This is a genomic window from Aeromonas sp., assembly GCF_051657805.1.
In the GTDB taxonomy this organism is placed as follows: Bacteria; Pseudomonadota; Gammaproteobacteria; order Enterobacterales; family Aeromonadaceae; genus Aeromonas.
Window position 1 is genome coordinate 108,125 of the sequence record NZ_JBOFLJ010000036.1, and the last position, 25,344, is coordinate 133,468.

Sequence of the window (25,344 nt, forward strand, 5' to 3'; positions counted from 1 at the left end):
CCGGCCCTCTCCCGACAATGCCAAACGGCATGCCCTATTTGTTCCTTCAAGTAATAAAAGATGCAACCTCGACGCCATCCAACCCTCATCCATACCGGCTTACACTGCACGCAATGTAATAATCGTTGGAAGGAGAGTAAAGATGAAGAGCAAGACAGTGATAGTGACCGGCGCCTCGAGCGGTATCGGCTTTGCCCTTGCCGAGGCCTACCTGGCGCGGGGCTACAACGTGGTGGCCAATGCCCGCACCGATGCGGATCTGGCAGAGGCCGCCGAGCGCCTCGGCGCACCGGATAACTTGCTGCTGGTGGCCGGCGACATCGCCAGGCCCGAGACGGCGAGCACCCTGTTCGACCGGGCGGAGCAGCGCTTCGGCCGAGTGGATCTGCTGGTGAACAATGCGGGGGTCTTCATCTCCAAGCCGATCGCCGAGTACGACGAGGCCGATATCGAGACCATGCTGGGCACCAACCTCAAGGGGTTCATCTACCCCTCCCAGGCCGCCGCCGCCCACATGCGGGCCCATGGTGGCGGGCAGATCATCGCCATCACGGCAGCCCTCGCCATGCAGCCCAATGTGAATGTCCCGGCCCTGCTGCCCATCATGGCCAAGGGGGGGCTGAACCAGGCCGTGCGCGGACTGGCGCTGGAGCTCGCGGAGTCCAACATCATGGTCAACGCCGTCGCCCCCGGCATCATAGCCACCCCGATGCACGGCCAGGATCCGAAAGTGCTGGAAGCCCTGAAGTCGATGGCGCCGACCCATCGCGTGGGAGAGGTGCAAGACATCGTTCAGGCGGTGATGTATCTGACCGACGCCCGCTTCGTCACCGGCAGCATCATGGTGGTGGATGGCGGCTCCACCGCCGGCAAGTGGTAAGGGGAACGCCATGCCCTACGTCAACATCAGGATCACCGACGAGCAGGTGACGGCAAAGCAGAAGCAGGCGCTGATAGAGGGGGTCACCAGCCTGCTGGAGCGGGTGCTGAGCAAGCCCCCGGCCACCACCTTCGTGGTCATCGACGAGGTCGCGACCGACAACTGGGGAGTGGGCGGCGAGACCGTCTCAGCCCTGCGCCGCCGGCAGGGAAAATAGGGCGAAAGGGGCGAGTTTGAAGGGACAGGGCCCTCACCCCTGATAGAATGGGCGCGTTATCACAGGGGAGCCGACGCCGTATGCAACACAACTTGAGCGACATCATGCTGAGCAGCATCGACCTGTTCTGCCTCGCCGCCGAGCATCAGAGCTTCACGGTGGCCGCCCAGGAGGCCGGCATCTCGCCGGCGGCGGTGAGCCGGACCATGATGCGGCTGGAGGAGCGGCTCGGTATTCCCCTGTTTATCCGCACCACCCGCCAGGTGCGCCTGACCGATGCGGGACGCCAGTATGCCGCCCAGTGCCGCGCGGCCCTGGCGCTGCTGCACGAGGCCGAGCTGCAGGCCATGGGGGCCCGGCAGATCCCCGCCGGCAAGGTGCGCATCAGCCTGCCCGCCCCTTATGCCCACTGGCGGCTCTTCCCCCGCATCGCCCGCTTCCAGCAGCGCTATCCCCTGGTCGAGCTGGAGTTTCACATCAGCACCCACAGCGTCAACGTCTCCCGCGACGACTACGATCTGGCCATTCGCGGCAGCGAGCTGGCGGACTCGACCCTGATTGCCCGCAAGCTGGAGGACGCCGAGCTGGTGATGGTGGCCTCGCCGGATTACCTCGCCCGGCATCCCCCCATCAAGAGCTGGCAGGGGCTCGCCGACCATCAGTGCCTCGGTTTCATCCTGCCGGGCAGCGGGCGCCCCGCCCCCTGGCTGCTCAAGGTAGACGGCGAGGCACGAGACATTGCCGTCGGCGGCGGCGCCCTCTGTTCCGAGGATTATCTCGGCGGCCTCTCCCTGGCCAGGGGGGGCGCCGGCATCTACCAGATGTATCGCTTCGTGGTGGCGGATGCCTTGCTTCGCGGTGAACTGCAGGAAGTGCTGCCCTCCTGCAACGGCGCCACCCGCCCCTTCTACCTCGTCTATCCCCAGGCCAGCTTCATGCCCTTCTGCGTGCGGGTCTTCGTGGACTTTCTGCTGGCTGAGTTACGTCAGCCCTGAGCCGGGCATATGGCCACCCAAGGCTGGGCAGCCCAGGCTCAGACCCAACCTTTCGAGTCCGAAGCTGTGACAAGGTGGCCCGACACTCAATTAGCTGCGATATCAGGCCAAGGGGGTGAGCTGACAACCGACCGGACCGGCGCCGATCTCGGCCCCCTTCCCAGGTTCCCTTTCCGGGCACTTGGCAATGCGGACCCGGGCCGGATCGGGCGCTTCCTCTACTCAATCGCCGGTTTTCCTGCCAAAAACCGGCGATTCAGGCTAAACTGTCGCGCTCTGCGGGCAGGGTCGACGCGTCAGGCGCGGTGGCCATCCCCCCTATTTTTACGCACCTCAGGGTGCAACCCGGCCAGCCCCACGATCGGCTCGCCGGGTACTGATATCGCTAGTCTGAAACAGGTTGAAAACGGTTAAGCATGGCTCACGCACAGATCTCCGATACACAAGACGACGCTCGGCTCACCCCGCCATCCCCGGGTACCCCGAGCGCCCAACGATTCTCCATCGCCCCCATGCTGGACTGGACCGATCGGCATTGCCGCTATTTCCACCGGTTGATGACCAGCCAGACGCTGCTCTATACCGAGATGGTCACCACGGGCGCCATCATCCACGGCAAGGGGGACTATCTGGGCTACAGCGAGCAGGAGCACCCCATCTCCTTGCAGCTGGGGGGCAGCAACCCGGCGGATCTGGCCCGCTGCGCCAAGCTCGCCGAGGAACGCGGCTATGACGAGATCAACCTGAACGTAGGTTGCCCCTCGGATCGGGTGCAGAACGGCCGCTTCGGCGCCTGCCTGATGGGGGAACCCGCCCTGGTCGCCGACTGCGTCAAGGCGATGCGGGATGTGGTGGCTATTCCGGTGACGGTGAAGACCCGGATCGGCATCGACGATCAGGATTCCTACGAATTCCTGCAGGCCTTCATCGAGCAGGTCCGCGATGCTGGCTGCGACACCTTCATCGTCCATGCCCGCAAGGCCTGGCTGAGCGGCCTGAGCCCCCGGGAGAACCGCGAGATCCCGCCCCTGGACTACCCGCGTGTCTACCAGGTCAAGCAGGACTACGCCAACCTCACCATAGCCCTCAACGGCGGCGTCACCAACCTGGAGCAGACCCTCGAACATCTGCACTATGTCGATGGCGTCATGATGGGACGCGAGGCCTATCAGAATCCCTACCTGCTGGCCCAGGTGGACAACCTGCTGTTCGGCCTGAACAAGGCGGTGCCGAGCCGCCACGAGGTGGTACGCATGATGCTGCCCTACATGGAGCAGGAGCTCGCCAAGGGCAACTACCTCTCCCACATGACGCGCCACATGCTGGGCCTGTTCCAGAACATGCAGGGGGCCCGCGCCTGGCGCCGCCACCTGAGCGAGAACGCCTGCAAGCAGGGTGCCGGCATCCAGGTGGTTCTGGACGCCATGGCCAAGGTGCCGGAGTTCCCCCAGACCGAGTCGGTGGAATAAGCATGTATCGCTTCACCGGCTCCTGGCTGCACAAGGCCCTGGTGCGCCTGTGCGCCGGCCTGCTCGCCATCCTAGGCATCAAGATCAGCCCCTTCTATCTGCTGGGGCTGCTGGTGGTGATCGGGCTGCACAGGGATCAGCTGCTGGGCTGAGGCAGACTCCGCCAGCAGGCACAAAAAAGCCGGAACCTTGTCGTTCCGGCTTTTTCATTGGGGCTGCGGCTACTCGGTCGCCTCGACGAACTGCAGCTCGGGAGGCAGGGAGGTCAGCACGTCGGCGCAATAGTCCCAGGTCGAGATGCGGTAGTGCTGCAGATCCTCGTCCAGATGAAGGCCATCGGACTCCTGATGGAACCAGCTGGCGAAACGGGAGGGGGTGATCAGCTGGATCTGCTCCTCCAGGGTGTGGCTGTCGCGTCCCTCCGCCAGATCGCAGTCCTCCATGACCCGCACGGCGAAGATGTGACGAAAGCTGACTCTGCACAGCGGCTGAGGCGGCAGATCTATGCTGCGCGCGCGGCCGAGCACCACGGTCAGGGTGTCGCTCCAGATATCCTGATGCAGTTCGGCCACGACCAGGCCGGGGGGAAGTTGGCGGGAAGGTGCCCAGGGCACGGCCACCTGCCGAATGGCATTCTTCTGTTCCATATCCACCTCGCTACAGCGACTGCCATATCCTGAGTGTATCTGAAACAAATTTCGCCGGCGATGGCAAGAAAAAACCCGGCAGATGCCGGGTTCACAGGATTACTTGACGCTATTACTTGACGGCGTCTTTCAACGCCTTGCCTGCCACAAAGGACGGCACATTGGCGGCTGCAATCTGGATCTCTTTACCAGTTTGCGGGTTGCGACCGGTACGGCCCGCACGATGGTTGACCTTGAAGGTACCAAAACCCACCAACTGAACGGCATCGCCCTCTTTCAGGCTCTGGGTAATACCATTGATGATCTCTTCCAGAGCAACTTTGGCCTGAGCTTTGCTCAGGTCTGCTTTGGCGGCAATTGCATCGACAAGTTGAGCTTTGTTCATAACATTTCCTTTATGATCGGGCATTTAGCACCGGGCCACTCTATTCAAAAAAAAACACTCAGGCAAAGGCTTTATCAGCCCCGTTGGCTTGAATGCTGGGGTTTTCATCAAGATCTGCGGAAATAGTCACATATCTCGCCCCTTCATCGTCTTTAGCGACGACACGGCGGCGCACAACCGATGGGGACTTGTACGCAAACCCCCATCTGATGTAACAATATCCCCACACTCCTATTGACGGTCAACAGGATTTTCCCTAGTTATAGGGAGTGTCGTCAGTCGATGGAATGACCGCAGGCCTGTCGCCATAGCGTCACAGGCCATGCCCATGGAGGGTCTATGTTAACTGAACTGGAAAACACCAAGCGCGCATTGGCAGGCAAGCACAGGGCCATTGACGACTGGCTCGATGCGCGCCAGGCCTTGCTGGTCGAATATATCCGGCTGGCCGGCCTCAAACCCGCCAGGGCCAAGCAGCGCTCCCTCCCCAGCCACATTGAGTTGCAGCGCTTCTGCGAACAGCTGGTCGATTACGTCAGCGCCGGTCATTTCGAGATCTACAACCACGTGGTGACCGCCTTCGAGCAGGCCAGCGGCGACAAGCTGGAGCTGGCCAAGCGCATCTATCCCCACATCCGGGCCTGTACCGAGTTCGCCCTGGAGTTCAACGACAAGTACAGCAACGCCGACGAGGCTCAGCTGCTGCTGCTCGATGATGACCTGAATCACCTGGGCCCCGTGCTGGAAGACAGATTCAAGCAGGAGGATCGTCTGGTGAAGGCGTTGCAGGTGGTGGAATCCCTCAGTCACCAGCAAGGGTGATGGTCAATACCGGAGCCAGTTCAAGATCCTGCGGCTCAAGCTGGATTACAATCTGAGGCAACCTTTTCAGCCCCGTATCTGCCTTCCTACCGGAGACGAACATGCCAGAGCGCCGTCATTTTACCCGGATCTTCTATTTGACCGCCGCCAGGCTGAGCCAGGGGGCGCGCCAGTGGCGCACCCAGCTGGTCGATGTCTCCCTGCAGGGGGCCCTGCTGCTCAGGCCGGAAGATTGGTCCCCCAGCGACGACAAGGAGTACGAGATCTGCTTCGTGCTCGGCGGCAGCGACATCGAAATCAAGATGCAGGTTGAACTGACTCACGAGGCCAGCAAGAAGCTGGGGTTCTACTGCCATCACATCGACATCGACAGCGCCAGCCACCTCAAGCGGATGATCCAGCTGAACGTGGGGGAAGAGCAGCTGCTCTATCGCGAGCTCGAGCAGTTGCTGCAGGAGCATCAGGATCACGCCCAGCCCTGAGCAGCCCTGCCACAGAGTTCAAAAGAAAAAGGAGCGCCATGCGCTCCTTTTTCCTTGCCGTGATTCAGTTGTCGCTACAAGGCCTCGAGGGCATCGGACAGCTTCTTCACCGGCACCACCTCCATCCCCTCGATGGGATGCTTGGGCGCGTTGGCGTGGGGGACGATGGCACGGCGGAAGCCATGCTTGGCCGCCTCCTGCAGCCGCTCCTGACCGGAGGGGACGGGCCGGATCTCGCCGGAGAGGCCCACCTCGCCGAACACCACCAGATCCTTGGGCAGGGCCTGATCCCGGAAGCTGGAGACCATGGCCAGCAGGAGCGCCAGATCCGCGCTGGTCTCCTCGACCTTGACCCCGCCCACCACGTTGATGAAGACGTCCTGATCTGCCATCTGCAGCCCGCCGTGGCGATGCAGCACCGCCAGCAGCATGGCGAGACGGTTGTGATCCATCCCCACCGCCACCCTGCGCGGGTTGGAGAGCTGGGAGTAATCCACCAGCGCCTGCAGCTCCACCAGCAGCGGTCGGGTCCCCTCCCAGATCACCATGACGATGGAGCCAGGTGCCTGCTCCTCCCCCCGACTCAGGAAGATGGCGGAGGGGTTGCTCACCTCCTTCATCCCCTGCCCCGTCATGGCGAAGACGCCAAGCTCGTTGACCGCCCCGAAGCGGTTCTTGTGGGAGCGCAGGGTACGGAAGCGGGAGTCGTGACCCCCGTCCAGCAGCACGGAGCAGTCGATGCAGTGCTCCAGCACCTTGGGGCCCGCCAGGGTGCCGTCCTTGGTGACGTGGCCCACCATGAAGATGGCGACGTGGTTCTGCTTGGCGTAGCGGGTGAGCAGGGCGGCGGACTCGCGCACCTGGGAGACGGATCCCGGCGCGGACTGTACATCCGCCACGTGCATCACCTGGATGGAGTCGATGACCATGATCTGCGGCTGCTCCTGCTGGGCGATGAGGCAGATCTGCTCGACGGAGGTCTCGGACAGCATGCGCAGCTTGTCGGTGGGCAGCCCCAGTCGGCTGGCCCGCATCGCCACCTGCTGCAGGGACTCTTCCCCGGTCACGTACAAAGTCTTCATCCGCTCTGCCAGCCCGCACATGGTCTGCAGCAGCAGGGTCGACTTGCCCGCCCCCGGGTTACCGCCGATGAGGATGGCCGAGCCTGGTACCACGCCGCCGCCGAGCACCCGATCCAGCTCCTTGAAGCCCGAGCCGAAGCGGGGGATCTCGGTGGTGGCGATCTCCGCCAGGGTCTGTACCTGACTGCCGACGGCACCGGCATAGCCGCTGTAGCGGGCCGTGCTGCGACCCGGGGTGTTCACCCCCAGCCGGACCTCGCTGATGGTGTTCCACTCCTTGCACTCGCTGCACTGACCTTGCCAGCGGGTGAAGTCGGCGCCACATTCGGTGCAAACATAGGCGGTTTTGTTTTTGGCCATGGATAACTCGGGGACAGGATGAATTCCTGCTTGATATACTTGTTTGCGACCGACAGATCAAACCCAGATTCGGAAAAGTGACTCTCCGCGGCAGGATTACATGGATTCAGAACAGCCCCTACACCTGATAGAACAGCTTGTCCCCCTGCTTCGGGAAAAGGACTTCGACGAGATCTTCAACCGTCTGACCCAGAACGAAAATACCAACAGCCGCTTCCTGCTCAAGATGGAGCTCAAGCGCAAGTGCACCCCCTGCCGACGGGTCGTGGACATGCGCAGCGAACTGGGCGAGCTCTGTCAGGTGTACGAGTCGGAGGGCATTACGCACTTCATGCCGGCAGAGGCCATCGCCCTGTTCCAGTCCCAGTGCTACCTCTACCGGGACGGCTACACGCTGGGGGTCTACGAGGCATTGCAGACCTGGTACAAGCTCAATCAGGGGCGCATGGATCGCCTCTCCCTGCCCAGCAGCCCGTTTCATCCCTTCGACGTCAACGCCATCCCCTTCGCCAGCCACTATGGCCGCCAGGAGGAGCGGATGCACTTCAGCTCCCCCATGGTGCTCAGGCTGGCCAGCGGGGAGAAGGTCTTTGCCAAGAGTTCGGATCTCTCCCTCGGCGGGATCCGGGTCTCGGTACCCTACCTGCCCGACTACCAGACCGGGGAACAGATCGAGGTCATCTTCACCGGTCTGGAGCGGGAGTCCGCCAACCCCCTGCTGCGCCAGCCCATCGATTACCAGATCCTGGGGGAAGAGCAGAAAGAGGGAAAATTCTGGCTACGCCTGGTCAAGAGCGGCGATCACCCCGCCTTCGAGCGCTTTCTCGGCGAATTCATCGAGCACAATCGCAGTCGTTATAGGGTCAGCGTCGACTACCTGCTGTCGGCGGCCATCATCAAGGGTTATGAGCAGTTCTACCTGCCGCGCATGACCGGCATGCCGCTCTTTTTCGGCACCGGGGAGAGTCCAGGCCTGGAGATAGCCCTGCGTACCGAGAACAATCAGCACCTGCTCGAGTACTGGCGGGACGCCAAGAACCGGGACATGCTCGCCAGCCTCTTCTCGCCGGCCCGGATGCGCGATCTGCTGCCCCGGAGCGGCGGATTGAAAGAGACCCTGATCTACAGCTTCACCCACTCGGTACGCAGCCACCTCTACTTCTTCTCCGCCACCCGGGAAGAGCTGCAGCAGAGCGGCCTGACCGCCCTCTTCTTCCAGGTCGGGGCCCGCCGTCCCAGCTGGCGGGTCTACAAGTTCAGCCTGGAGGCTTGTTCACTCCCCGAGGCCGATCTCGACAGCCAGCAGGGAGAACCTCATCAGTTGCAGGATATGCTGCTGCGGGAGAGGCTGAAACAGATAGGTTATGTGGGGGTGTTGCAGGAGATCGGCCTCGACAGCCAGCGCGAGGAGTTCGGCTACGACGCCAGCCAACATCACAACGCCAACGAGTTGCAGCGCTTCGGCCACGGGCTGGAGGCCGCCCCCTTCGAGATCGAGACGCTGCACTATGTGCAACTGCGCAAGGAGGCCCGCTACGTCCACAAGACCGCCATCGTCATCCGCCACAAGGAGAGGGCCTGGCTCGGCTGGACCCGGGACATCTCGGCCCACGGCATGCAGGTCGAACTGGAGGAGCCCCTCGACGGGGAGAAGGGGGATATAGTCCAAGTCGCCCTGCCCCGGCTGCAGGAGCTCTCCAAGAGCATGGATCTGCAGCGCCTGCCCTACCGGCTGGTCAGCCAGAACCTCAGCCGCACCGTGCTTCACCTGTGCATCGAGGGGGCACCCGAGCGTCACACCGGCCATCAGTTCTTCAGCCTGCTGATCGAGAGCAACCAGAACAAGCTCAAGGCCACCCGGGAGCACAGGCGCTACCGCGGCATGGCGCGGGCGCTGCGCAACATCTTCACCCACCACCTGTTCGACACCCCCGTCTACGTCAACAAGCAGAAGGCGGCGCCCCAGCTGGCGGCGGCGGGCCTCTCCCCCCGGCCCCGCAGCCTCAGCAAGCTGCTGCACTCCTGCGCCGAACAGGAGGGGCAGGTCAACCTCTACCCCCTGTTCCAGGGGGGACTGCTCAAGACCCTGCTGCTCAATCCCCTGCGCACCATAGAGCGGGAAGACAAGCCCGCCCAGGAGGAGGTCTATATCGCCAGCCTCCACTCCCAGGGGGGAACGCCCCTGTTCCTCAGCCGACTGGCGAGCAGCTTCCCGACCCTGGTGGACAAGCGCCGCTTCGTGGAGCTCGCCCTGCAACAGGGGCAGTTCTACTCCGTGCTGGTCGGCATCTCCCGCACCGGCCGACCGGACACCAGCTTCATCGCCAACGAGCTGGATTACATCGCCAAGTTTGCCATTCACAAGGCCAAGAAATTGGAAGAGGAGCTGTGGAGCGTGGTGGGGGTGGGTGAGCTGACGGACACCAGCCAGGCCACCCTGTTCCGCCTCGGCATCAGGCCACCGGCGGGTTAGGCAGCACAAGGGCGATACATCATCAGGAGAGAGGGCGGCCACAGGGCCGCCCTCTTCATGTCAATGCCGCCTCAGGTCGCCTGCGGGTTGTCGAGCCAGGTGAGGATCTGGGGGAAGTGATCCTCTTGGGCCTGGGGGGCGGTCAGCATGTTGATATGGTCGTAGTCAAGCCGGTTGCCATTGTCCCGTCCGAGCCGGGTATGACGGGTCGCCGAGCCCATCTCGCCACTGAACCGACGCACGTCTATGGGGTGGCCCAGCACCTTGTCGGCCCTTGCCGAGATCATCCATAGCGGCGGCCAGGACACCCGCCCCGCCGCCTCCCCGTAGGCGAAGCCGTCGTGGGGATCCTGCCAGGGGCCGCACTTCACCCAGGGAATGGTCTCCTGCAGGTAGCGCAGCGGTTCGTCATCGGCGCCCATCTTCAGCCTGCGCGCCGCCAGGAAACCTCTGTTGCGGGCCAGCCAGGGAGCGAGCCGATTCCAGATGAGATCGACCTTCAGCCAGCGCTCCGGGTTCTGCACCGAGACCCCCCGCTTGGTGCCGAAGAACACCATGCTGGCGATCCCATCCGCCATCTCGGGGAAGCGAGCCAGGGTCGAGGCCATGATGACCCCGCCCCAGGAGTGCGCCATCCAGTGCACTCTGGCGCCCGGGTGGCGCGCCGCCACCCACTGTTGCAGGGCGGGGATGTCTTCGGTGATGAGTTCATGCTGGCCATGACCGGCCCGCTCGGCGATGGCGGGGGTGCTGAGCCCCCGACCGCGCAGGTCCGCCACATAGACTTGATAGCCGTGCCGTGCCAGGTAGCAGGCCAGCCCCTTGCCCGACTCGGTGTAGAAGATGCGGCCATTCTCGATGGCCCCGTGCACCATCAGGATGGGGTCCGCATGAACCGCCACGCCGGGGTGAATGTGGCGCACATGCAGTTGATGCTCGCCGCAGGGGATAAACAGGGATTGTTGCAACAGTTCCATCTTGAGTTCCGGTCCTCCTTGACCGATGTCAGCACCAGCGCAAATCGCGGCAGGCCAGGGCCCCGAGCAGGCAGATCACCCCCTCGAGGTCGTGGTGGTTGAGGGTGGCGGCTGCCTGCGCCCGCACCAGGGGCTTGGCATGGATGGCGATGCCGAGCCCCGCCGCCCCCATCATCTTGAGATCGTTGGCCCCATCCCCCACCGCCACCGTCTGGGTTGGGGAGATGCCGTATTCTGCCGCCAGTTGCTGCAACACCTCAGCCTTGACGGTGGCATCGACGATGCGGCCGCTCACCTTGCCACTCAGGTTGTCGCCGTCCAGAGCCAGCTCGTTGGCGAAGATGGCATCCAGCCCCAGGGCCCGCTGCAGCTCACCGGCGAAGCGGGTGAAACCGCCGGAGGCGATCGCCACCTTCCAACCCGCACCCTTCAGGGTATCGACCATCAATCGCAACCCCGGCATCCAGGGCATGTTCCCCGCCACCTCGTCGAGAATGGCCACCGGCGCCCCCGCCAGCAGGGCGACCCGATTGCGCAGGCTGTCGGCAAACTCCAGCTTGCCCTGCATGGCCGCCGCCGTCACGGCGGCCACCTGCTCTCCCACCCCGGCCAGACGGGCGATCTCGTCGATGCACTCGATCTGGATGGCGGTGGAGTCCATGTCCATCACCAGCAGGCCGGGTTCGTTCAGGCTCGGCAGGACGGGCAGATGGCAGAGATCGATATCCCATGGCTCGGCCTTGATCCCCTGCACCAGTTCGGAGGAGAAGTGACTGGTGCCGAGCAGCAACAGCGGAACGCCCGCCTGCTCTCCCGGAGGGTAGAGGCCGGCACTGACCCCATGACGGGCCAGCAGGGCGGCCAGCCGATCCAGATGGTGAGCCTCCAGTCCTTTGCCAAACAGGACCAGCCAGGCGGCATCCAGCGGCTCGTCCACGGGGAGCAAGGCTTCGGGAGTCAGCAGCCAGTGGGGCGCGGAGCACAGGGCCGCCGGCCAGGCAGACAGCGTGGGGGGGAGCTGGGACAACAACATAAGAGAGACGCCTTCCTTGGGGTTCAAAATGCTGGCCCAGAGTAGCGTATTGCTTTTTGTACAGGCAAGCGCCAAGATCCCGCCATTGATCCGCCAGGGTGAACAGTGTCAGATCGGGTCGCTGGTGGTTTGCCACCGGCACGCTCCTGGCATCACCCATCGCAAGAGGTTCGGGCTTTGCGTCATCTTCCCATCAAACGCGTCATCAGTCTGGCGGCCGGCACCCTGCTCGGCCTCTGGGTGCTGGTGCTGCTCATCCACATGCAGGGAGAGAGCCAAGCCGCCCTGCACAGCGAGGCCCGTGACCGCGCCCAGGCCCTGGTCTCCTATGCCGCCCGCGACATGGGGCGCTGGATCAAGGAAGACAATGAGAGCGAGCTGGAGCGGCTGGCCCAGGATCTGGCCGCCGAGCCAGAGATCCTGGACGTCACCCTCTACGATGCCCGCGGTATCCCCCTCGCCCAGTCGGATCAGGCCGTCCCTCTGGAGAGCCTGCTGCCCATAGGCGCGGACAACAAGTCCCTGCCGGAGCAGGGCAAGGGGCGCATCCAGTTCGTGCAGGAGGTGCAGGATGGCAACCTGACCCTGGGCTACCTGAGGATCACCCTGGAGGAGCAGAAGCTGCTGGCCAGGCAGGATACCCACCTCAAGGTGAACCAGGAAAAGCAGCGGCTGATGCTGCTGGTGATGCTGCTGGCCGGCCTGCTCATCTCCTACGGCGTGCGCCGCAACTACATGCGGGTGCGCAAGCACAAGAAGCAGAGCAAACCTGCAGCGCCACAATAAAGGGGGGTAGATCGCACCAGCCACCTTGTATATAACTCTGACAGGATGACTGGCAGGAGAGCCACATGATTGCCCCCCCCTTGCCGCTGGACGAGCACAGTCGACTGGAACGACTGCGTCTCCTCGGCCTGCTCGACCGAGAGCCCATCGATCAGCTGGATCGCCTCACCCGGCTCATTACCCGCCATTTCTCGCAACCCATCGCCATGGTCTCCCTGACCGACGTGAACCGGCAGTGGTTCCTCGCCCGTACCGGGATCAGCCTGTGCGAGATCAGCCGGGAACAATCCTTCTGCGGCCACGCCATCCTGCAACCCGACATCATGCAGGTGCCGGATGCCCGCCTCGATCCCCGCTTCGCCGACAACCCGCTGGTGACAGGGGATCCCAGGGTCGTCTTCTATGCCGGCCGCCCCCTACGCGCCCTCGATGGGGTGGTCCTCGGCACCCTCTGCCTGGTGGGCCATGAGTCCCATCGCCTCGACGACGACGCCTGCCGCGATCTCGATGACTTCGGCCACCTGGTGGAAAACACCCTGCACGATCTGGAGCGACGCCATCAGGTTCGCAGCCTGAACCAGGCACTGGAGGACAAGGAGCACCTCTTCACCCTCACCTTCAACCAGTCGTCGGTGGGCATGGCCCACTCCTCCCTCGAAGGCAGGTGGCTGAGGACCAATCCGGGGCTGGAGCGACTGCTCGGTTACAGCGAGCAGGAGATGCTGGGACGTACCTGGCACACCATGACCCACCCCGAGGATCTGCCGCGGGAACAGTCGCTGTTCAATGCGCTGGTCGCGGGGGAGAGCCAGGACTACCGGCTGGAAAAGCGGATGATCCGGGCCGACGGCAGCCTGTGCTGGGTACAGCTCAGCGTGACCCTGTGCCAGGGCCGCACCGCGGCTCCCCACATGATCGCCGTGTTTGCCGATCTCACCGAACGCAAGCAGGCCGAGGCCGAGTTGCTGCGACTTCAGCTCGGCCTCGAGCAGCAGGTGCGCGAGCGCACCCGCGAGCTATCGAACACGGTGGAACAGTTGCACCTCGAGATGCAGGAGCGCGGCGCCGTCCAGCAGCGCCTGTGGCAGGAGCAGCGCCGCCTGCAATACATGCTGGAACACACCAGCAACGCCTTCCTGGAACTCGACGAATCCCTCGTCGTCACCGGCTGGAATCCCGCCTCCACCACCCTGCTCGGCTGGCATGCGGAGGAGGTGCTGGGCCAGCATCTGCCCCGCTTGCTTGAGGCCAGGCACCCCCTGCTCGCCCTGCTGGAGACCCCGCAAAGCCCGCCACGGCGCCTGGAGTGCGATCTGGGCACGCGCAGCGGCCAGCGGATCCCGGTCGAGGTGATCGCCGAACGCTACCAGTTCGACGGCAAGGTGCGACTCGCCCTGTTCCTGCATGACATCACGGCGCGCCGCCGGGTGCTGGCCGAGATAGAGCGTGGCCGGGCCAGGCTACGGGCCATCACCGACGGCCTGCCGGTGACCATCAGCATGATCTCGCCCGAGGGGCGCTACCTGTTTGCCAATCAGGCCTATTGCCACTACTTCGGACTGGATGCCGATTCGATGCGGGAGATGAGCATCAGGGAGGTGATAGGCCCGGAGAGCCATGACATGGCTATGGCCCATGTGGCGCGGGCCCTGGCCGGCGAGCAGGTGAGCTTCGAGCACAGGTTCACCCTGCCCATCGGCACCCGCGACCTCAGGATCACCCTGATCCCGAGCCGCAGTGACGAGCCCGGCGTCTACATCCTCGGCAGCGACATCACGGAGTTCAGGGCGTTGCAGAACCAGCTGGAGCACGAAGCGGCCCACGATCCCCTCACCGCCCTGCCCAATCGGCGCGCCTTTACCCTGCGCCTCTCCCGGGAGCTGGAACGCGTCCACCAGAACGGCGCCCCCCTGGGCCTACTGTTTCTCGATCTCGACGGTTTCAAGGGGATCAACGACAGGCTGGGTCACCATGTCGGCGACGCCCTGCTGCAGCGCTTCGCCAGCGTATTGAATGCCGAGGTGCGCCCCGGTGACATGGTGGCCCGCCTCGCCGGCGACGAGTTCACCATCATATTGCCGGCCCTGCGCCAGCCGGAGCAGGAGTTGCCCGCCCTCTGCGAGCGGCTGCTGGCGGCCATGGCCGTCCCCGCCGACGTGGCCGGCCACGCGCTGCCCCTCGCTGGCAGCATAGGGGGCGCACTCTGCCCGTCGGGGCAGTTCTGCCATATCGACGATCTGCTGCACCGGGCCGACGCCGCCATGTACAGGGCCAAGCAGGCTGGCAAGGGGCGCTTCGCCCTCGACCTCGGCCGGGCATAAGGCCTCAAATAGACAGGGAGGCATCATGCCTCCCTGTTTTGTTACCCAGCATTATCCTCAGACTGCACGAACTGACCTGTCTCAGCGGTGCCTCAAGAACTCAATCCGAGACGATCTCCCAGGAACTGTCTGGCTTCTGGCAAGCGGTGCCGAAAGCATCCTCCTTCCTGCCCCCCACCGTGATGGTCTGCCGGAACTCGCGGCAGTAACGGCCGTTGCTGCGGGTCCCCTCCCGCACCGCCGTCAGTGTGCCACGACAAGTTGTTCTGGCTTGGCTTGAGACAGAAACAAACGCATTTTTCACGCCTTTCCAGCCGGTTTTGGGTGTGATCCCGATTCGTGGTTTATGTTTTCGGTATGCAACCCCCGCATTGAATGCGATGAGATACAACATTTGTGGAAATCATCGGGCAAGAGGTGCATCAGCCACTCCAGCAGAAGGAAGCAAGATCATGAAGCAACCCAGATTTCGCCATGGCGTGTTGGCGGCCGTGATCGCCCTCAGCACGGTATTGGCTGCCTGCAAAGAGGAGCCGCCTGCCGTCACGCAAAATGCTCAACCCAGCGCGGCCTCTGCCGCCAGCCCAACCAGCGCTGCCAGCCCGGCGATCGCACCGCAAGGGCAGCCCGTTAGCGCACCCGCATCGAAATATACCCCGGAGGCGCTCGAGACCCTGCTCGCGCCCGTAGCGCTTTACCCGGATGCGGTATTGTCTCAGGTGTTGGCCAGCGCCACCAATCCGCAAGAGGTGCTCGATGCCGGCAACTGGCTGGTCGCCCACCCCAATCTCAAAGGGAAAGAGCTGACCGCCGCCATTGCGCCACTGGGCTTTACGCCGCCGACCATGTCGCTGATGCACTTCCCGACCGTCATGGACATGATGTGCTTGAAGATGGATTGGACGACTGAGCTGGGCAGTGCCTTCCTGGCCGATGAACCGGGCGTACTGGCCGCCGTTCAACGCCTGCGCCAACAGGCGATGGAGGTGGGCAACCTGAAAGACTCGGAGCAGATGAAAGTGGCCAAGGATGAGCAGAACAATCAGCAGATCGTCACCATTGCGCCTGCCAACCCTGACGTCGTTTATGTCCCGCAATACGACCCGAGCGCCGTCTATAGCCCGCCCGCTGCCGGGCCGGCCTCGGCACCGGTGACCACAGCAACCACCACAACGACCGTGCCTGCGACAACGACCACGACAGTGGTGGAACATGACGATCACGACGACGATGACGAATACGACCGCGGTGATATGGTCGTGACGGGCTTGCTCGCCTTTGGCGCGGGCATGTTGGTCAACGAGGTCTTCAACGACGATGATGATGACGATTATTACTACCCAAGGTGGGGAGCGGGTTATCCCAGCGGTTACGCTCCCTATCCTTACCACCCCAACTATGGCAATGGTTTTCGTCCCACCAGCGGGTACAACCGTCCGGTCAACTATCAGCGGGGCTCTAACAACAATATTTATATCAACGCCCAGGGGAACGATTACTTCAACAAGTTTGAACGCGGCCCCAATAACTACCTGCGCCAAGCCAACAGCCCCATCACGGCGGCCCGTCCCAACCGCTCCGAGCTGGCGACCCTGGGACAACGCTCGCGCAATAACGAGGTGGAGGTGGGACAGCGAGGTGTCACACCGAAGGGGAGTTATGCGGGGATCAATCGCCAGCCTAAAGGCGAATACGCTGGCGCACCGCGCGCCGTCAATGAGGCGAACAGGGAGGCTCGCGTCACCGCGCCGAAGGGAACCTATGCGGGGGCCAACCGCCAACTCAACAGCGAAAGTGCCAAGGTGACGCGCGATGCTAGACAGGCGAACAGGGAGGCGAATGTGGCCCAACGCACGCCACGCCAGGGCAACTACGCAGGAGACAGGGTCAAGCGGCAGCAAATCACGCCACAGACCGCAGGAGCCCGTGACCGCGGCTATGTCCAACCACGTGCCACTCACAACAAGATCACGGCACAGACTGCAACCCGCAGGGCACCTGTGGCCTCTGCCCCAACTTCGAGGAGTGCCTTCCAGGGGGTACATAACACGGGCAGAACCGAGCGTGCCGCCAGCCAACGTGGGCGCGAAAGTATGGCTAATAGAGCGCATACCGGGCGCAACACTCAACCCAGACGGAGTACGCGATAATGAAGCGTTTGTTGAAATGGAGTTGGGCCCCCTCATGGGGTTTGGCCCTGCTGGCCCTGGTCTGCGCCAGCGGTGCGAGCGCCATGGCACCGCGCACCTTCGCCACCCCGGATGAGGCAGTGCAAGCCCTGATCACGGCCCTGGAGAAGAACGATGTCAGCGCACTGACGCAGTTGCTCGGCGAAAAGAGTGAGGAGGCCATCAGCTCGGGGGATGAGGTGGCCGATGCCAATGATCGCGCAGCCTTCGTCGCAAGCTTCAAGAGCAAGCACCAGCTAGTGGCCGAAGGTAAGGATAAAATGATACTGGTCGTGGGGGAGTCTGATTGGCCACTGCCAATCCCTCTCGTGGCCGCAGATGGCAAGTGGTATCTCGATGGCGCCGCAGGTGCCAAAGAGATCGTCTATCGCCGCATCGGTCGAAATGAGTTGGGGGCGATCGCGGTGTGCCGTGGCTTCATCGACGCACAGCTAGAGTACGCCGCCGTGGGACATGATGGCCAAACGGCGGGGCTCTTTGCGGCAAAGCTGCGCAGTGATGCCGGGCAACAAAATGGACTCTATTGGCCCGTGGGCAAGGGGGAACCAGCAAGCCCGGCCGGAGAGGAGGTCGTCAGTGCCGCGGCAGAGGGCTACAAGGCAGTGGTCGGTCAACGCACCCCCTATCATGGCTACTACTACCGCATCCTGTATGCCCAGGGAGCCGCTGCCGATGGGGGGGCGAAAGAGTACTTTGTCGACGGGCAATTACGAGACGGTGTCGCCCTGATCGCCTGGCCGGCCGATTATGCCGCCAGTGGGGTGATGACCTTCATGGTGAATCACGAGGGGCGGGTTTATCAAAAGGATCTGGGCACCGACACGGCAACGGCCGTTGAGGCGATCCAGCTGTTCGATCCCGACAAAAGCTGGTCGCTGGTAGTTAGCAAGGAGGGTGATTAGGTCTCCCTATCTCCCCTCTGGGCTTCCCCCCTACTAAATGAGACAAAAAAAACGGCGACCCTGAGGTCGCCGTTCTTGCGTGGAGCCGAGGCTTGGGATCAGTCGCCCAGCAACACGGAGTCCAGCGCCACTTCGATCATGTCGTTGAAGGTCAGCTGACGCTCTTCGGAGGTGGTCTGCTCACCGGTACGGATGTGATCGGAAACGGTGCAGATGGTCAGCGCCTTGGCGCCGTACTCGGCGGCCACGCCGTAGATACCGGCGGCTTCCATCTCGACCCCCAGGATGCCGTATTTTTCCATGACGTCGAACATGGAGGGATCCGGGGTGTAGAAGAGGTCGGCGGAGAAGATGTTGCCAACGCGCACGGCAACGCCCTTGTTCTTGGCGGCTTGCACGGCATTGGCAACCAGATCGAAGTCGGCGATGGCGGCGAAGTCGTGATCCTTGAAGCGCAGACGGTTGACCTTGGAGTCGGTGCAGGCACCCATGCCGATCACCACGTCACGCAGTTTCACGTCTTCACGGACGGCGCCGCAGGAGCCCACGCGGATCAGGGTCTTCACACCGTAGTCGGTGATCAGTTCCTTGGCGTAGATGGAGCAGGACGGGATGCCCATGCCGTGACCCATGACGGAGATGCGACGGCCCTTGTAGGTACCGGTGAAGCCGAGCATGCTGCGCACGTCGCACACCTGCTCCACGTTCTCCAGGAAGGTCTCGGCGATGTACTTGGCACGCAGGGGGTCGCCCGGCATCAGTACGGTGTCAGCAAAGGCGCCATCTTTCGCATTGATATGAGGAGTTGCCATTCTCTTAATTCCTTCACACTAGGTTGAGTTTTATTGTCTTTATTGGGTTGCCCGCCACCTCGCGGCGGCGGGCGGGTAACTTACAGGACCCGGGCCCTGCCGTGCAACCCGGGCGGTCCGTGCGGCGCCGCCCGGAGCCTGCCTCACAGGAAGCTGGTACCGTACTGCAGCTTCGGCAGACCGTGGTAGGCGGCGATGCTCTGGCCGATGTCGGCGAAGGTCTCGCGACGACCGAGGGAGCCCGCCTTGACCGGCTTGCCGTAGAACAGCACAGGGATGTACTCGCGGGTGTGGTCGGTGCCGCTCCAGGTCGGATCGCAACCGTGGTCGGCGGTCAGCACCACCACATCGCCATCTTCCAGCAGCTCGAACAGCTCCGGCAGACGGGAGTCGAAGTACTCCAGCGCATCCGCATAGCCCTTGACGTCACGGCGGTGACCGTAGGAGGAGTCGAAGTCCACGAAGTTGGTGAAGACGATGGTGTTGTCACCGGCGGCCTTTACCTCTTCCAGGGTTCTGTCCCACAGCTCGGTCAGGCCTGTGCCCTTCACCTGCTTGGTGATGCCCTGCTGGGCGTAGATGTCGGCGATCTTGCCGATGGAGACCACCTGGCCACCCGCATCCTTCATGAAGTCCAGCACGGTCGGCGCCGGCGGCAGCACGGAGTAGTCGTGACGGTTGCCGGTGCGCTTGAAGTTGCCCTTGCCGGTGCCCACGAACGGACGGGCTATGACGCGACCTATGTTGTAGGGTTCCAGCAGCTCACGCACGATGTGGCACAGCTCATAGAGCTTCTCGAGACCGTAGGTCTCTTCGTGGCAGGCGATCTGGAACACCGAGTCGGCGGAGGTGTAGAGGATCGGCTTGCCGGTGCGCATGTGCTCTTCACCGAGATCGTCCAGCACCTGGGTACCGGAGGCGTGGCAGTTGCCGAGGTAGCCCGGCAGGCCCGCCTTCTCGACGATGGCATCCAGCAGCTCCTGCGGGAAGCTGTTGTGATGATCGTGGAAATAACCCCAGTCGAACAGCACGGGCACGCCGGCGATCTCCCAGTGGCCGGACGGGGTGTCCTTGCCGGAAGAGAGCTCTTGGGCGAAGCCGTAGGCGCCGATCACCTCGATGTCCTTCTTCAGGCCAGCCGGGAAGATGCCGGAGGCAAGCTCCCCCGCATGGCCCAGGCCCAGCTTGTTCAGGTTCGGCAGGTTCAGCGGGCCGCGGCCCTCGAACTCACCGGCGGCACAGGCCTTGGCGATATGGCCAAGGGTGTTGGCGCCCACATCTCCGAACTTCTCGGCATCGGCGGCGGCGCCAATACCGAAAGAGTCCATCATCAGAATAAAGGTACGTTTCATGGGACTTCCCCTTGTTACAAATCAGCCAGGCCGATGCGACGATAGACCTCGGGCAGAGCCTCTGGTCGGGTATCGCCGATCCTGACAGCCGCCTGCACCATGCCGGCAGCCTGAGCGAATTGCTCTTCGGTTTGAGCGTGGATCAGCGCGAGCGGCTTGTCAGCATCGACGCTCTGACCCAGGCGGATAAAGTCGGTCAGACCGACCGCATAATCGAGTTTGTCGCCGGCGGCGCGGCGACCACCACCCATGGCGACCACGGCCAGACCCAGCTCGCGGGTATCCATGGCGGTCACGAAACCCCGTTGGGTCGCATACACGGGGCGCACTATGGTGGCCTTGGGCAGGTATGCGTCGTAGCGCTCCATGAAGTCGGCGGGGCCGCCGAGGCCGGTGACCATGCGGCCGAAGATCTCGGCCGCCTTGCCGTTGTCCAGCACCGCCTGCAGCTTGGCGCGGGCGTCGGCGTCATCGCTGGCGAGGCCGGCGGAGATCAGCATCTCGGCGCACAGAGCCTGGGTCACTTCGTGGATGCGCGGGTTGCGGTACTCGCCGGTCAGGTAGCGCACGGCTTCACGCACTTCCACGGCGTTGCCGGCGCTGGAGGCCAGCACCTGGTTCATGTCGGTCAGCAGCGCCGAGGTACGGCAGCCGGCGCCGTTCGCCACGGCGACTATGCTCTTGGCCAGCTCTTCCGAGGCCTCGAAGGTCGGCATAAAGGCGCCCGAGCCCACTTTCACGTCCATCACCAGGGCTTCGAGGCCGGAGGCCAGTTTCTTGGAGAGGATGGAGCCGGTGATCATGGCGATGGATTCGACGGTAGCCGTGATGTCGCGCACCGCGTAGATACGCTTGTCCGCCGGGGCGAGATCGCCGGTCTGGCCTATGATGGCCACCCCAGCCTCTTTCACCACCTTCAGGAAGCGATCGTTGTCGACCGAGGTCTGATAGCCTGGGATGGCATCCAGCTTGTCCAGGGTACCGCCGGTGTGGCCGAGACCACGGCCGGAGATCATGGGTACGAAGCCACCGCAGGCGGCGACCATGGGGCCCAGCATCAGGGAGACCACGTCACCCACACCACCGGTGGAGTGCTTGTCGACGATGGGGCCGCCTAGGTTCAGGTGATCCCAGTTCAGCACCATGCCGGAGTCGCGCATGGCACAGGTCAGGGCGACCCGCTCATCCATGGTCATGTCTTTGAAGTAGACCGCCATGGCGAGCGCCGCGATCTGCCCTTCACCGATGGTGTTGTTGGTAATGCCCTGGACGAAAAATTGAATCTCTTGGGTACTGAGCGCTTCACCGTTGCGCTTCTTGCGAATAATTTCTTGAGGCAAAAACATCTTTCATTCCCTCCGTGCGCCGTGCACGAACACAGACCGAAATAGGGGACGGCATGCCGTCCCCTGCCATCGCTTAGTAACCGCTGGTATTGGCCGGCTTGTCGCCGTGGCCCAGGGTCGCCAGCAGACTGGCCAGCAGGCTGGAAGCGCCGAAACGGAAGGTGCGCGGGGAGACCCAGTCCTTGCCCAGGATCTCTTCGGCCATGGCCAGGTACTGACCGGCCACGGCCGCGTCCTTCACGCCACCGGCAGGCTTGAAGCCCACTTTCGGGTTCTTGGCCTTGATCACTTCCATCATGATGCGGGCCGCTTCCGGGGTCGCGTTTACCGGCACCTTGCCGGTGGAGGTCTTGATGAAGTCGGCACCGGCATCGATGGAGATCTCGGAGGCGCGACGGATCAGGGCCTCTTCCTTCAGCTCGCCGGTCTCGATGATCACCTTCAGCAGGGCTTGAGTACCGCAGGCTTCCTTACAAGCTTTGACCAGATCGAAGCCAACCTGTTCATTGCCGGCCATGAAGGCGCGGTAAGGGAAGACCACGTCCACCTCATCGGCACCGTAGGCGACGGCGGCGCGGGTCTCGGCCACGGCGATCTCGATGTCGTCGTTGCCGTGGGGGAAGTTGGTCACGGTGGCGATGCGCACGTCGGCGGCACCGATCTCACGCAGGGTCTTGCGCGCGATGGGGATGAAACGGGGATAGATGCAGACGGCGGCGGTGAGGCCGGCCGGAGACTTTGCCTTGCGGCACAGGTCGATCACCTTCTGATCGGTGTCGTCATCGTTCAGGGTGGTCAGGTCCATCAGGTTCAGGGCGCGTTGGGCGGCCACTTTCAGATCGGTCATGCTATGTCTCCAAAGTCTCGATGATTCCCAATACCAGCGATCAGCATCCGCCGAACCAGCGGGATCGGCAAGTGAAGATCCCGGGTAAAGGGGATATGGAATTGCAGCGCAAAATGCACAGGCAATACGGCTGCAAATAAGGCAAGAGCCCTGTCACTTTCTTACAAAAGTGCGGACTTGGTTCCATGAAGACTTGAGAAAGGCCGACAACCGCTGACCCGAGTTCCCAATCAATTCCATTTGACCGCCAACACCCGACTTGAGCGGGTATTAGTCAATGCCAGCACCCTGCTGGCATCGCCTATTTCAGCCGAGATACCCCGTGTTTGCAAGCCGGATTTGCCAATTTCAGAGGTACCTCACATCTGGCAAAACCGGGTCTGGAAAGTGCTTAAGAGAAGAACTTGGTCAGGATCCAGGAGTAGGCAATCCCCCCCAGATAGACCCCGACTATGCCCATCACACCGGACAGAACCGGTGGTGCCGGGATAGGCAATTTGAGGAAAGAAAACAACACGCCGACGAGAAAGCCGGCTGCCATCGCCAGTAGCACTTCATTCATATAACCTCCGATTTGACTCATTTTTTTATTAGTTTAAGCAGGAAAACGGTTGTCACCGCTCCAAACGCGAACGCCACAGCTTTTCGCTGTGGCGTTCGTCTTTACCCTTGTATCAGGTAAATCTTACATGGCGGTCAGTGCCAGGAAGAAGCCTGCGATGGTGGCAGACATCAGGTTGGACAGAGAGCCAGCCAGTACGGCCTTCAGACCGAATTTGGCGATGGTGCCGCGGCGGTTCGGTGCCATGGAGCCCAGACCACCCAGCAGGATGGCGACGGAGGACAGGTTGGCGAAGCCGCACAGGGCGAAGGAGATGATGGCCTTGGTGTGGTCAGACATGGCCACGCCGTTGATCAGCATCTCATCCTTCAGATAAGGAGCGAAGTTCAGGTAGGCCACGAACTCGTTCACCACCAGCTTCTGACCGATGAAGGAACCGGCAACGATGGCTTCGTTCCAGGGTACCCCGATCAGGAAGGCCAGCGGGGAGAACAGCCAACCCAGCAGCAGTTCCAGGGACAGTTCAGGCATGCCGAACCAGCCACCCACACCGGAGAAGATGCCGTTGATCATGGCGATGAGGCCGATGAAGGCCAGCAGCATGGCACCCACGTTCAGGGCCAGTTGCAGACCGGCGGAGGCACCCGCGGCAGCAGCATCGATCACGTTGGCCGGCTTGTCGTCCAGCTCGCCATCGGCGGCGTTCTCGTCGTAGTTGGGGGTCTCGGTTTCCGGCACGATCAGCTTGGCGAACAGCAGGCCACCCGGTGCAGCCATGAAGGAGGCGGCGATCAGGTATTCCATCTTGACGCCCATGGAGGCGTAGCCGGCCAGCACGGAGCCGGCAACGGAGGCCAGGCCACCACACATGACGGCGAACAGCTCGGAGTCGGTCATCTTGGAGATGAAGGGGCGCACCACCAGCGGGGCTTCGGTCTGACCCACGAAGATGTTGGCGGTCGCAGACAGGGATTCGGTCCGGGAGGTACCCAGCACCTTCTGCAGGCCACCACCCAGCAGCTTGATCACCCACTGCATGATGCCGAGGTAGTAGAGAACCGCGATCAGGGAGGAGAAGAAGATGATGACCGGCAGAACCCGGAAGGCGAAGATGAAGCCGCCGCCGCCGAACACTTCAAACATCTTGTTGCTGACCAGACCACCGAACAGGAATTCGATGCCGTTCTGGCCATAACCGATGACGCTGGAGACGGCATCGGAGACGCCCACCAGAATGTCGCGGCCCACCGGGACGTAGAGCACGAATGCACCCAGGCCAGCCTGAATGGCAAAGGCACCCGCCACGGTACGAACTTTGATTGCCTTGCGATTGCTGGAGAACAGCACCGCGATAAGGATGAGCGTGACCATCCCTACCAGACCCATAATCAGATTCATTATTAACACTTCCTCTTAAGTAGCACCTTCCAGCTTGTTAACGTTTTGTGTCTTGCAGCCGTTAATCAAGGGTGCGCATTATACTAATTACGGTGCGACAAAGTAGAATGCTGGTCACATTTTATAAGCCCGAAATGGGCCGGACATCGTTTAATTAGAGCGCAAACGATTTTTATGGGCCCTATTTTTCATCACAGCGCTATCAATAGTTAATCAGGTGTTAATTGCCATATTGAGCCGCGGGAAAGCCTGCAAGGTGGATTCACGTAACACCGAAGCAACATCCGCCAGCGGTTGTTGCCGCAATTGCGCCAGCTCCTGGATGATGGTCAGCAGGCTGGCCGGGGTGTTCGGCTCCCCCTGCTGCCCCTGCAGCGGCATGTCGGGGGCATCCGTCTCCAGCAGCAGCGCCTCCAGCGGCATCTCCCGCACCGCCTCCCGGGTCTTGTTGGCCCGCTCATAGCTGATGACCCCCCCGATCCCCAACCTGAAGCCGAGCCGCCAGAAGACTTCCGCCTGCTGCAAGGAGCCGCCGAAGGCGTGGATCACGCCGCCACGGGCCGGCTTGAAGCGCCGCAGGATCTTGGCGACAGTGTCGTTGGCCCGCACCGAGTGAACGATGAGCGGCAGATCGAACTCCATGGCCAGCCTTATCTGCGCCTCGAACGATTCGATCTGCCCCACCTGCGGCACCTGGCTGCGCAGGTCCAGCCCGCACTCGCCGATGGCCACCAGGCCGCGGGGCTCAGTCGCCAGCAGGGCGTGCAGTCGCGCCAGCACGCCCTCGGTCTGGGCCCCCACATACCAGGGGTGGATACCGAGGCCATAGGCTATGCCGGCATGGCGCCCGGCCAGCCCCATCACCCTGTCCCAGTTTTCCTCCCCCACGGCGGGGATGATATACTCCCCCACCCCCAGCTGGCGCCACGCCACCAGCCGCGCCTCCCGATCCCCATCGAAGACCGGAAAATCGAGGTGGCAATGGGTGTCGATCAGATGCATGTCAC

General features: G+C 62.8%; 25 protein-coding genes. 12 read left to right on the forward strand and 13 right to left on the reverse strand.

The window, feature by feature from the left end; all coding sequences use genetic code 11:
• Positions 1-142 precede the first annotated feature (142 nt).
• From ACRCYW_RS14170 to ACRCYW_RS14190, 5 genes are all read left to right on the forward strand, one after another.
• Positions 143-880 carry an SDR family NAD(P)-dependent oxidoreductase gene (locus tag ACRCYW_RS14170; RefSeq protein ID WP_438550706.1) on the forward strand — a complete coding sequence of 246 codons (738 nt, stop codon included), beginning with the start codon at positions 143-145 and terminating at the stop codon, positions 878-880.
• A 10-nt stretch (positions 881-890) separates the two neighbouring features.
• Positions 891-1,097, forward strand: a complete 207-nt coding sequence (locus ACRCYW_RS14175; protein WP_438550707.1) for a 2-hydroxymuconate tautomerase family protein — start codon at positions 891-893, stop codon at positions 1,095-1,097.
• A gap of 80 nt (positions 1,098-1,177) precedes the next feature.
• Positions 1,178-2,092, forward strand: a complete 915-nt coding sequence (locus ACRCYW_RS14180) for a LysR substrate-binding domain-containing protein (protein ID WP_438550708.1) — start codon at positions 1,178-1,180, stop codon at positions 2,090-2,092.
• 416 nt (positions 2,093-2,508) lie between these two features.
• Positions 2,509-3,561 carry a tRNA dihydrouridine(20/20a) synthase DusA gene (dusA, locus tag ACRCYW_RS14185; RefSeq protein ID WP_438550709.1) on the forward strand — a complete coding sequence of 351 codons (1,053 nt, stop codon included), beginning with the start codon at positions 2,509-2,511 and terminating at the stop codon, positions 3,559-3,561.
• 2 nt (positions 3,562-3,563) lie between these two features.
• Positions 3,564-3,713, forward strand: a complete 150-nt coding sequence (locus tag ACRCYW_RS14190; protein ID WP_438550710.1) for a hypothetical protein — start codon at positions 3,564-3,566, stop codon at positions 3,711-3,713.
• 69 nt (positions 3,714-3,782) lie between these two features.
• Here the strand turns inward: ACRCYW_RS14190 and ACRCYW_RS14195 are convergent, their stop codons facing one another.
• Together ACRCYW_RS14195 and hupA are read right to left on the reverse strand one after the other, a co-directional pair.
• Positions 3,783-4,208 (reverse strand): hypothetical protein, encoded by a 426-nt coding sequence (locus tag ACRCYW_RS14195; RefSeq protein WP_438550711.1) that lies wholly within the window; start codon positions 4,206-4,208, stop codon positions 3,783-3,785.
• 112 nt (positions 4,209-4,320) lie between these two features.
• Positions 4,321-4,593, reverse strand: coding sequence for a nucleoid-associated protein HU-alpha (gene hupA / locus ACRCYW_RS14200; protein ID WP_005305063.1), 273 nt, complete (start codon positions 4,591-4,593; stop codon positions 4,321-4,323).
• A gap of 339 nt (positions 4,594-4,932) precedes the next feature.
• Between hupA and rsd the strand changes: the two genes are divergently transcribed.
• Both rsd and ACRCYW_RS14210 read left to right on the forward strand, forming a co-directional pair.
• A complete protein-coding gene (rsd, locus tag ACRCYW_RS14205; RefSeq protein WP_438550712.1) occupies positions 4,933-5,415 on the forward strand; it encodes a sigma D regulator in 483 nt (160 codons plus the stop codon).
• A gap of 101 nt (positions 5,416-5,516) precedes the next feature.
• Complete coding sequence (locus ACRCYW_RS14210) at positions 5,517-5,897, forward strand: PilZ domain-containing protein (RefSeq protein ID WP_438550713.1); 381 nt, start codon at positions 5,517-5,519, stop codon at positions 5,895-5,897.
• Positions 5,898-5,971: 74 nt separating this feature from the next.
• On the opposite strand, the gene radA is transcribed toward ACRCYW_RS14210, so the two are convergent.
• Entirely contained in the window at positions 5,972-7,339 is a 1,368-nt protein-coding gene (gene radA / locus ACRCYW_RS14215) for a DNA repair protein RadA (RefSeq protein WP_438550714.1), read from the reverse strand.
• Positions 7,340-7,439: 100 nt separating this feature from the next.
• On the opposite strand from radA, the gene ACRCYW_RS14220 reads away from it, so the two are divergent.
• Positions 7,440-9,812: a PilZ domain-containing protein gene (locus tag ACRCYW_RS14220; RefSeq protein ID WP_438550715.1), complete on the forward strand. Its 2,373-nt coding sequence runs from the start codon at positions 7,440-7,442 to the stop codon at positions 9,810-9,812.
• 71 nt (positions 9,813-9,883) lie between these two features.
• Here ACRCYW_RS14220 and ACRCYW_RS14225 read toward each other — a convergent pair whose 3' ends face one another.
• Positions 9,884-10,789: an alpha/beta hydrolase family protein gene (locus ACRCYW_RS14225; protein ID WP_438550716.1), complete on the reverse strand. Its 906-nt coding sequence runs from the start codon at positions 10,787-10,789 to the stop codon at positions 9,884-9,886.
• A gap of 28 nt (positions 10,790-10,817) precedes the next feature.
• Complete coding sequence (serB, locus tag ACRCYW_RS14230; RefSeq protein ID WP_438550717.1) at positions 10,818-11,822, reverse strand: phosphoserine phosphatase SerB; 1,005 nt, start codon at positions 11,820-11,822, stop codon at positions 10,818-10,820.
• Positions 11,823-11,999: 177 nt separating this feature from the next.
• Here serB and ACRCYW_RS14235 point away from each other — a divergent pair, with 177 nt between their 5' ends.
• Together ACRCYW_RS14235 and ACRCYW_RS14240 are read left to right on the forward strand one after the other, a co-directional pair.
• Positions 12,000-12,608, forward strand: coding sequence for an AhpA/YtjB family protein (locus ACRCYW_RS14235; RefSeq protein WP_438550718.1), 609 nt, complete (start codon positions 12,000-12,002; stop codon positions 12,606-12,608).
• A 65-nt stretch (positions 12,609-12,673) separates the two neighbouring features.
• Positions 12,674-14,929, forward strand: coding sequence for a PAS domain S-box protein (locus ACRCYW_RS14240; protein WP_438550719.1), 2,256 nt, complete (start codon positions 12,674-12,676; stop codon positions 14,927-14,929).
• A 100-nt stretch (positions 14,930-15,029) separates the two neighbouring features.
• Here ACRCYW_RS14240 and ACRCYW_RS14245 read toward each other — a convergent pair whose 3' ends face one another.
• Positions 15,030-15,323, reverse strand: coding sequence for a hypothetical protein (locus tag ACRCYW_RS14245; protein ID WP_438550720.1), 294 nt, complete (start codon positions 15,321-15,323; stop codon positions 15,030-15,032).
• A gap of 58 nt (positions 15,324-15,381) precedes the next feature.
• Between ACRCYW_RS14245 and ACRCYW_RS14250 the strand changes: the two genes are divergently transcribed.
• Complete coding sequence (locus tag ACRCYW_RS14250; RefSeq protein WP_438550721.1) at positions 15,382-17,079, forward strand: DUF3300 domain-containing protein; 1,698 nt, start codon at positions 15,382-15,384, stop codon at positions 17,077-17,079.
• Complete coding sequence (locus ACRCYW_RS14255) at positions 17,079-18,020, forward strand: DUF2950 domain-containing protein (protein ID WP_438550722.1); 942 nt, start codon at positions 17,079-17,081, stop codon at positions 18,018-18,020. The genes ACRCYW_RS14250 and ACRCYW_RS14255 overlap by 1 nt, the downstream gene beginning before the upstream one ends.
• 98 nt (positions 18,021-18,118) lie before the next feature.
• On the opposite strand, the gene deoD is transcribed toward ACRCYW_RS14255, so the two are convergent.
• The 7 genes from deoD to ACRCYW_RS14290 form a co-directional block, all read right to left on the reverse strand.
• A complete protein-coding gene (deoD, locus tag ACRCYW_RS14260) occupies positions 18,119-18,832 on the reverse strand; it encodes a purine-nucleoside phosphorylase (protein ID WP_100858606.1) in 714 nt (237 codons plus the stop codon).
• A 143-nt stretch (positions 18,833-18,975) separates the two neighbouring features.
• Positions 18,976-20,184, reverse strand: a complete 1,209-nt coding sequence (locus ACRCYW_RS14265) for a phosphopentomutase (RefSeq protein WP_438550723.1) — start codon at positions 20,182-20,184, stop codon at positions 18,976-18,978.
• A 14-nt stretch (positions 20,185-20,198) separates the two neighbouring features.
• The gene (deoA, locus tag ACRCYW_RS14270) at positions 20,199-21,530 is read right to left on the reverse strand and encodes a thymidine phosphorylase (protein ID WP_438550724.1); all 1,332 of its coding nucleotides are present in this window, start codon (positions 21,528-21,530) and stop codon (positions 20,199-20,201) included.
• 73 nt (positions 21,531-21,603) lie between these two features.
• Complete coding sequence (deoC, locus tag ACRCYW_RS14275; RefSeq protein ID WP_438550725.1) at positions 21,604-22,377, reverse strand: deoxyribose-phosphate aldolase; 774 nt, start codon at positions 22,375-22,377, stop codon at positions 21,604-21,606.
• Positions 22,378-22,768: 391 nt separating this feature from the next.
• The gene (locus ACRCYW_RS14280; protein ID WP_349919750.1) at positions 22,769-22,939 is read right to left on the reverse strand and encodes a XapX domain-containing protein; all 171 of its coding nucleotides are present in this window, start codon (positions 22,937-22,939) and stop codon (positions 22,769-22,771) included.
• A gap of 123 nt (positions 22,940-23,062) precedes the next feature.
• Complete coding sequence (locus ACRCYW_RS14285; RefSeq protein ID WP_438550726.1) at positions 23,063-24,337, reverse strand: NupC/NupG family nucleoside CNT transporter; 1,275 nt, start codon at positions 24,335-24,337, stop codon at positions 23,063-23,065.
• A gap of 213 nt (positions 24,338-24,550) precedes the next feature.
• Positions 24,551-25,339 carry a TatD family hydrolase gene (locus ACRCYW_RS14290; protein WP_438550727.1) on the reverse strand — a complete coding sequence of 263 codons (789 nt, stop codon included), beginning with the start codon at positions 25,337-25,339 and terminating at the stop codon, positions 24,551-24,553.
• Between the last annotated feature and the right edge of the window lie 5 nt (positions 25,340-25,344).